The organism is Ramlibacter sp. 2FC (genome assembly GCF_005503345.1).
In the GTDB taxonomy this organism is placed as follows: Bacteria; Pseudomonadota; Gammaproteobacteria; order Burkholderiales; family Burkholderiaceae_C; genus SCMQ01.
The window spans coordinates 111,856-118,697 of sequence record NZ_SCMM01000004.1 but is presented as its reverse complement, the minus strand read 5'-3'; the positions used below and the strand labels follow the sequence as shown (position 1 = coordinate 118,697).

Annotated in this window: 8 protein-coding genes; 2 read left to right on the top strand and 6 right to left on the bottom strand. The window is 66.1% G+C overall.

The annotated features are described in order from the left end of the window. A partial coding sequence (ltrA, locus tag FFS10_RS03625; RefSeq protein ID WP_212744083.1) for a group II intron reverse transcriptase/maturase occupies positions 1 to 1,306 on the top strand: 1,306 nt, incomplete at its 5' end. Between the two features lie 124 nt (positions 1,307 to 1,430). On the opposite strand, the gene FFS10_RS03620 is transcribed toward ltrA, so the two are convergent. From FFS10_RS03620 to FFS10_RS03595, 6 genes are all read right to left on the bottom strand, one after another. Continuing rightward, positions 1,431 to 1,640, bottom strand: a complete 210-nt coding sequence (locus FFS10_RS03620; protein ID WP_137891551.1) for a hypothetical protein — start codon at positions 1,638 to 1,640, stop codon at positions 1,431 to 1,433. A 117-nt stretch (positions 1,641 to 1,757) separates the two neighbouring features. Beyond that, positions 1,758 to 2,303, bottom strand: a complete 546-nt coding sequence (locus tag FFS10_RS03615) for an NUDIX hydrolase (protein WP_137891549.1) — start codon at positions 2,301 to 2,303, stop codon at positions 1,758 to 1,760. An 80-nt stretch (positions 2,304 to 2,383) separates the two neighbouring features. Beyond that, positions 2,384 to 3,472, bottom strand: a complete 1,089-nt coding sequence (locus FFS10_RS03610; RefSeq protein WP_137891547.1) for a TRAP transporter substrate-binding protein — start codon at positions 3,470 to 3,472, stop codon at positions 2,384 to 2,386. A 67-nt stretch (positions 3,473 to 3,539) separates the two neighbouring features. Further along, positions 3,540 to 4,859: a TRAP transporter large permease gene (locus FFS10_RS03605; protein ID WP_137891545.1), complete on the bottom strand. Its 1,320-nt coding sequence runs from the start codon at positions 4,857 to 4,859 to the stop codon at positions 3,540 to 3,542. Further along, positions 4,856 to 5,338: a TRAP transporter small permease gene (locus FFS10_RS03600; protein WP_137891543.1), complete on the bottom strand. Its 483-nt coding sequence runs from the start codon at positions 5,336 to 5,338 to the stop codon at positions 4,856 to 4,858. The genes FFS10_RS03605 and FFS10_RS03600 overlap by 4 nt, the downstream gene beginning before the upstream one ends. A gap of 127 nt (positions 5,339 to 5,465) precedes the next feature. Then, positions 5,466 to 6,167 carry a fumarylacetoacetate hydrolase family protein gene (locus FFS10_RS03595; RefSeq protein WP_137891541.1) on the bottom strand — a complete coding sequence of 234 codons (702 nt, stop codon included), beginning with the start codon at positions 6,165 to 6,167 and terminating at the stop codon, positions 5,466 to 5,468. Between the two features lie 199 nt (positions 6,168 to 6,366). Here FFS10_RS03595 and FFS10_RS03590 point away from each other — a divergent pair, with 199 nt between their 5' ends. After that, positions 6,367 to 6,813, top strand: coding sequence for a MarR family winged helix-turn-helix transcriptional regulator (locus tag FFS10_RS03590; protein WP_137891539.1), 447 nt, complete (start codon positions 6,367 to 6,369; stop codon positions 6,811 to 6,813). Positions 6,814 to 6,842: the final 29 nt, after the last annotated feature.

The window sequence follows — 6,842 nt, the reverse complement described above, 5'->3', positions numbered from 1 at the left end:
CAGTGACGAAGTCTGCGACCCGCCCCATGAGCACCCGGGCACAGGGTCGGCAAGGCCGAAGGTGGGGGCTGGCCCCCTGCTGGAGGCGGCGCTGACAAGACAGAACCTGCTGCGGGCGTGGAAACGGGTCAAGGCCAACAAGGGCGCAGCCGGGGTGGACGGGCTCGACCTCGAGCAGACTGCCCGCGCGCTGCAAACGAGCTGGCCCGACATCCGCCAAGCGCTGCTGACAGGGCACTACCGGCCCAGTCCGGTACGCAAGGTGATGATTCCCAAGCCCGACGGGAGCCAGCGTGAGCTGGGTATCCCGACGGTGGTGGATCGGCTGATCCAGCAGGCGCTGCTGCAGGTGCTGCAGCCCGTCATCGACCCCACCTTCAGCGACCACAGCCACGGGTTCCGCCCGGGGCGGCGGGCGCACGACGCGGTCAAGGCTGCGCGGGCGTACGCACAAGCGGGCAAGCGCGTGGTGGTGGACGTGGACCTGGCCAAGTTCTTTGACCGGGTCAACCACGACATCCTGATCGACAGGTTCAAGAGGCGCATCGATGATGCCGGAGTGATCCGGCTGATCCGGGCGTACCTGAACGCCGGGATCATGGATGGCGGGGTGGTGGTGGATCGGCACCTGGGCACGCCCCAGGGCGGGCCGCTGAGCCCGTTGCTGGCCAACGTGCTGCTGGACGAGGTGGACAAGGCGTTGGAGGCGCGGGGCCACAGCTTCGCGCGCTACGCCGATGACTGCAACGTCTACGTGGGCAGCATCAAGGCCGGGCAACGGGTGATGGCCTACCTCAGGCGGCTGTACGGTGACTTGAAGCTTCAGATCAATGAGGCCAAAAGCGCGGTGGGCAGCGCCTTCGGGCGCAAGTTCCTGGGGTATGGGCTGTGGGTGGCCAGGGGCCGGGAGGTGAAATGTGCGGTGGCCAAGAAGGCGCTGGACAACTTCAGGGCCCGAGTCCGGCAACTCACGCGGCGCTCAGGTGGACGCAGCATGGAGCAAGTGGTGGAGAAGCTGCGGCCGTACCTGCTGGGCTGGAAGGCGTACTTCGGGTTGGCGCAAACGCCCCGCATCTGGCGAGAGCTGGATGAGTGGGTGCGTCACCGACTGAGGGCGATCCAGCTCAAGCAGTGGACGCGGCCGAAGACGATCTACCGCGAGCTCATGGCGCTGGGGGCCACGCAGGATGTGGCGCTGCAAGTGGCGGGGAATTCCTGGCGCTGGTGGCGTAACAGCTGCGGGGCCATCAACAGCGTGCTGACCATTGCATACTTCGACCGTCTGGGAGTGCCAAGGCTGTCATGACCTCAAGCTCTCGAACCGCCCGGTGCGGACCCGCATGCCGGGTGGTGTGGCAGGGGTGCCTCCGATCATGGAGGCCCCCTATGCCGATACCGGGGCTTGGTCCTTGAAGTCCCAGGGCACGTGGCTACACGCCCAGCCACCTGAACACCCGCGCAAGCTTGCGGCGCAGCGAACCTTCGTTGCTCAGCCGCCGCTGCTGCAATTCGCTGCGCAGCTGCCGTAACTGCTTGGTCGACAGGAAGCCATCGTTGCGCTCCTCGTTGCCGTCGCCCGTGCGGCGCTTGCCGCTGCGCCTCGACCCGTATTGGACAATGTGATCCAGTGTGTTCTTCATGACTCTTCCCTGTCCCTGCTGCCAAGCGGGGTGCGGACAGGGGGCGAACCTTAGCCCGCCCTGGCGCCCCAGGCCATCCCGCGAATGGGTGAACGCTTATGTGTTACCTGGTGGCGTTCAGGTGATGTCTATGTTGTGCACGGCAAACTGGCCGCGGCGCCGGTCCTCAAAGAAATGCTCCAGGGTTTCCTTGACGGTGCGGAAGGCGATGTCGTCCCAGGGGATCTCGTCCTCGTCGAACAGGCGCGCCTCAAGCGTCTCGTGCCCGGGATTGAACTGCGCGCTGAGCAGACGGGCGCGGTAGAACAGGTGCACCTGGCCCACGCGCGGCACGCTCATCACCGTGAACAGAGACTCCATCTCGAAGCTGGCGCCGGCCTCTTCCTCGGTCTCCCGCGCGGCGCCTTCGCGCGTGGTTTCGCCGAGCTCCATGAAACCGGCAGGTAGGGTCCACTTGCCCCAGCGCGGCTCGATGTTGCGCTTGCACAGCAGGACCCGGTCGCCCAGATAGGGCAGGGTGCCGACCACGTTGAGCGGGTTTTCGTAATGGATGGTCTGACAGCGGGTGCAGATGGCGCGCTCTTTGGTGTCCCCGTCGTCAGGGACGCGGTAGGTGACGGCGGTGCCGCAGTTGCGGCAGTGCTTGATCGGGGTGCGGAGCATGCCCGTCAGTGTAATTTGAAAAGAAAAAGGGGCGCCTTGCGGAGCCCCCTGGCGCTGCGGCCTTGCGGCCTGCTGGCGGTTCAGCCCTTCTTCTTGGCGGCTGGTGCGGCCGGTGCGGCGGGCGCCGCGACCTTGCCGTGTTTCTCGATCAGGGCCTTGGCGGTCTCCAGCAGCTTCTTGCCGTCGAAGCCCTTCTTGTTCATGTCCTCGGCCCAGTCGACCTCGATGGCACGTGCCTTTCGGCGGAACTCCTGGGCCTCGGCCGGGCTCACGGTGAAGATGCTGTTGCCGCGGTCGCTGGCCGCCTTGCGGCCCTGCACGTCGTTGCCCTGCTGCACCTTGCCCAGCCAGGCCGAGGTGGCCAGGCCGGAATTGTTGTCGATGACCTTCTTGAGGTCGGGCGGCAGGGCGTTGTACTTGGCCTTGTTCATGGCCATCACGAAGGTCGTGGTGTAGAGGCTGCCACCCGCCGGGTCGAACTCGGCGTGGTACTTGGTGAGCTCGTGCACCTTGACCGAAGGCACCACCTCCCAGGGGATCACGCAGCCGTTGATCGTGCCCTTGCTCAGCGAGTCGGGGATGCTGGGCAGCGGCATGCCGACCGGCGTGGCGCCCAGGGCGGCCAGCAGCTTGGTGACTTGGCGCGTGGGCGCGCGCAGCTTCAGGCCTTTGAGGTCTGCCACCGACTTGACGGCCTTGTCGGCCGTGTGGATGACGCCGGGGCCATGGACCTGCAGCGCCAAGACCTGCACGTCCTTGAACTCGTCGGGCGCCATGGTCTGCACGTATTCCCAGTAGGCCTTGGAGGTGGCCTCGGCATTGTTCATCATGAACGGCAGCTCGAAGACTTCCACGCGCGGGAAGCGGCCGGCCGTGTTGCCGGGCAGGGTCCAGACCACGTCGACCACGCCGTCCTTGACCTGGTCGTACAGCTGCACCGGCGTGCCCCCGAGCTGCATGGCCGGGTAGGCCTCGAACTTGATGCGGCCGCCCGACTCCTTCTCGACCTTGGCCATCCAGGGTTTGTGCATGTCCAGCCAGACGTTGGACATCGGCGCCATGAAGGTGTGGAACTTCAGGGTCACGGCTTGCTGGGCCAGGCCGGCCAGGGCGGGGGCGCCCAGCGCGACGGCGGCGGAACTCTTGAGCAGGGTGCGACGTTGGATCATGGGGGTCTCCTGAAAAAAGCCTATTGGGTTAACGCGATGGAGGGTGGGGCGGTGTTGGGTGCAAACCCTAGCCCACGAACTGGACCAGCCAGAGCGGGATGATGGGGAAGAACAGCAGCAGCAGCGTGCGGATCACGTCGCTGGCCAGGAAGGGCATGACGCCGCGGTAGCTCTCGGCGATGGGCACGTCCTTGGCCATGCTGTTGACGACGTAGACGTTCAGCCCGACCGGCGGCGCCACCAGGCCGAAGCCCACGGTCATCAGCACCATGATGCCGAACCACAGCGCCACCAAGTCCTTGGGCATGCCGAAGTCCAGGCCCATGACCATGGGGAAGAAGATCGGGATGGTCAGCAGCAGCATGGACATCTCGTCCATCACCGCGCCCAGGATCACGTAGAACACCAGGATGGCGGCGACCACGGCGTAGGGTGACAGACCCCAGCTGCCGACCGTGGCGGCGAGCTGATTGGGCACCTGCGTCATGGCCAACGCCGCGTTCATCAGGTCGGCGCCCACGAAGATCAGGAAGATCATGGCCGAGCTGGCGGCCGTGCCGAGGAAGCATTCCTTGAACTTGCCCAGCGTCATCTCGCGCTTGAGCAGGGCCGTGACCAGCGTCGAGGCTGCACCCACGGCCGCACCTTCGGTCGGCGTGAAGAAGCCGCCGTAGATGCCGCCGAAGACCAGCACGAAGATCACGACGATGGGCAGCACGCCCATCAGGGTGGCCAGCGTCATGGGCTCGCGGTCCTCGTCCACCTCGGGCGCATGGCCGGGCACCAGGCGCACGAACAGGGCGACCGCGGTGAGGTAGCCGACCAGGGCGATCAGGCCGGGCACCACGGCTGCGGCGAACAGCTTGGTGATGTTCTGCTCGGTCAGGATGGCGTAGATCACCAGCACCACCGAGGGCGGCAGCTGGATGCCCAGCGTGCCGCCGGCGGCCAGGGTGCCGGTGGCCAGGCGGCCCGAATAGCCGTGTCGCTTCATCTCGGGCAGGGCCACGCCGGTGATGGTCGCGGCCGTGGCCACCGAGGAGCCGCTGATGGCGCCGAAGGCCGCGCAGGCCAGCAGCGAGGCCATGGCCAAGCCGCCCTTGAAGCGGCCCATGACGCTGGCGGCGAAGGAGAACAGCGACTTGCTGATGCCGCCCTGGGTGGCGAAGTTGCCCATCAGGATGAACAGCGGGATCACCGACAGGTCGTAGCCGGCGAAACGGGCGAAAGCCTGCGAGTTCAGGAAGCTGGCGAACGGTGCCCATCCGGTCTGGGTGACGTAGCCGATGGCGCCCGCGCAGAACATGCTGATGGCGATCGGCACCCGGATCGCCATGAAGAACAGCATGCTGCCGAAGATGAGGATGGTCAGCTGGATGGGCGTCATGCTTGGCTCTCCGAGGCCTGGTCAAAGCCGAACAGCGCCTGGTGCAGGCCGATCAGGCAGGTCAATGCGAAAGGCGGCACCATGGCCGCGTAGACCACCCATTCCGGAAAGCCCATGATCTGGGTCTCCGAATGGGCCTCGTAGACGTTGAGGCCGCCCAGCGTGGTGCGCCAGGCCAGCAGCGCGAACACCAGGGACAGGATCAGTGCGCCCAGGCGGTCGAGCTGGCCGTTGGCGGTATCGCTGAGCCTGGCCGTGAAGAAGTCCACGATGATGTTGCCCTGACGGACCTGGCACAGCGGCATGAACAGGGCGATGGCGGCGCCGGCGGCCACGGCGGTCAACTCGAACGCGCCGGCCATGGAGTCGCCCGTGGTGTTGCGGGCGATCAGGTTGCCGCAGGTCAGCAGGGTGATGCCCGTCAGCAGCACCCCGGCCAGGATGGCGCAGAGCTTGGCCAATGATTCCAGTAATCGCAAAGTAGTCTCCTGTTTAACCATGCGTAACGCATTTACCAATAGGATATTATAGGTGGAACTATTCTGCATGTCGCTTGGCGGCGACAGCCATCGCGCGGCTGCGTCGCGGCGCGGCAGGCAGAGGGGTTCAGGCTGACTCGATGCCCAGTCTCAGCGAGCCCAGTCCGGCGACGCCGCCTTCCAGCAGGTCGCCCGGCTGAACGGCCGCCACGCCTTCGGGGGTGCCGGTGAAGATCAGGTCGCCCGGTTGGAGCTCCCAGGCGGCAGACAGGTGCTCGATGGTTTCGGCGATGTTCCAGATCAGCTTGGAGACATGGCTGCGCTGGCGGTCCTGGCCATTGACCTGCAGGTGGATCTCGGCCTGGTCAACGTCGCCGGCCTCGCCCGCGGGCGTGATCGGGCCGATCGGCGCCGAATGGTCGAAGGCCTTGCCTATGCACCAGGGCCGGCCCTGCTTCTTCATGTCGTTCTGCAGGTCGCGCCGCGTCATGTCCAGGCCCACGGCATAGCCGTAGATATGCTGTTGCGCGTCGGCGGCCTTGATGTTGCGTCCGCCCTTGCCGATGGCGACCACGAGTTCGATCTCGTGGTGCAGGTTGTGCGTGAGGCTGGGGTAGGGGATGCGTCCGGTGCTGCCGGCCTCGATCGCGACGATGGCGTCGGCCGGCTTGAGGAAGAAGAACGGCGGCTCGCGTCCCGTGAAGCCCATTTCCTTGGCGTGCTCTTCGTAATTGCGGCCCACGCAGTAGATGCGGTGCACCGGGAACCGTTCGCTCTTGCCGGTCACGGGCACGCAGACGATGGCAGGCGGGGAAACAACGTAGCTCATGGAGGCCTTTCTTATGGGGTATGGCGGATTCCTCGGGGGGCCGGGTTGCGGGCAGTGTGCCACGTGGGCGTGACAGGGCCAAGTTTTCCGAATGTCGTAAGTGTGCATATTAAAATGGGGATTGGCATTGGGGGTTCCCCCAGGTCGATGCGGGTCGGCGCAGGACCGCTCGGCGGCAATCGCTACACTCGCCGCCATCATGTCCAAGAGCTTCGATTTCGAGCATGCGCCGGGCCACCTGATCCGGCGCGCGCAGCAACTGGCCGTCGCCGTCTTCATGGAGGAGACGGCGGACTACGACGTCACGCCCGTGCAGTTCGCCATCCTCAACGCCTTGATGGACACGCCGGGCGTGGACCAGGTGACGCTGGCGGGCCGCGTGGCCTTCGATGCGGCGACCTCGGGCTCGGTGATCGGCCGACTGGAGGCCAAGGGCTGGGTGCGGCGGGAGGCCGACACGCAGGACAAGCGCCGCAAGCTGCTGTGGCTCACGCCGGAAGGCGAGCAGGCGGCCCTGCAGATGAAGCGTGCAGTGATCAAGGTGCAGGGCCGAATCCTGAGCCCGCTCGAAGCGGCCGAGCGCGAGCAACTGTTGGCCCTGCTGCACAAGCTGGTGCTGGGACACGAGGCGTCGAGGCAGGCCTGAAGCCTGAGCGCCAGCGGGTTGTTTGACGT

Coding starts and splice junctions, on each gene's coding strand:
- FFS10_RS03595 (WP_137891541.1), bottom strand. CDS start 6,167: ATGAGCTACGTTGTTTCCCCGCCTGCCATCGTCTGCGTGCCCGTGACC.
- FFS10_RS03590 (WP_137891539.1), top strand. CDS start 6,367: ATGTCCAAGAGCTTCGATTTCGAGCATGCGCCGGGCCACCTGATCCGG.
- FFS10_RS03615 (WP_137891549.1), bottom strand. CDS start 2,303: ATGCTCCGCACCCCGATCAAGCACTGCCGCAACTGCGGCACCGCCGTC.
- FFS10_RS03610 (WP_137891547.1), bottom strand. CDS start 3,472: ATGATCCAACGTCGCACCCTGCTCAAGAGTTCCGCCGCCGTCGCGCTG.
- FFS10_RS03620 (WP_137891551.1), bottom strand. CDS start 1,640: ATGAAGAACACACTGGATCACATTGTCCAATACGGGTCGAGGCGCAGC.
- FFS10_RS03605 (WP_137891545.1), bottom strand. CDS start 4,859: ATGACGCCCATCCAGCTGACCATCCTCATCTTCGGCAGCATGCTGTTC.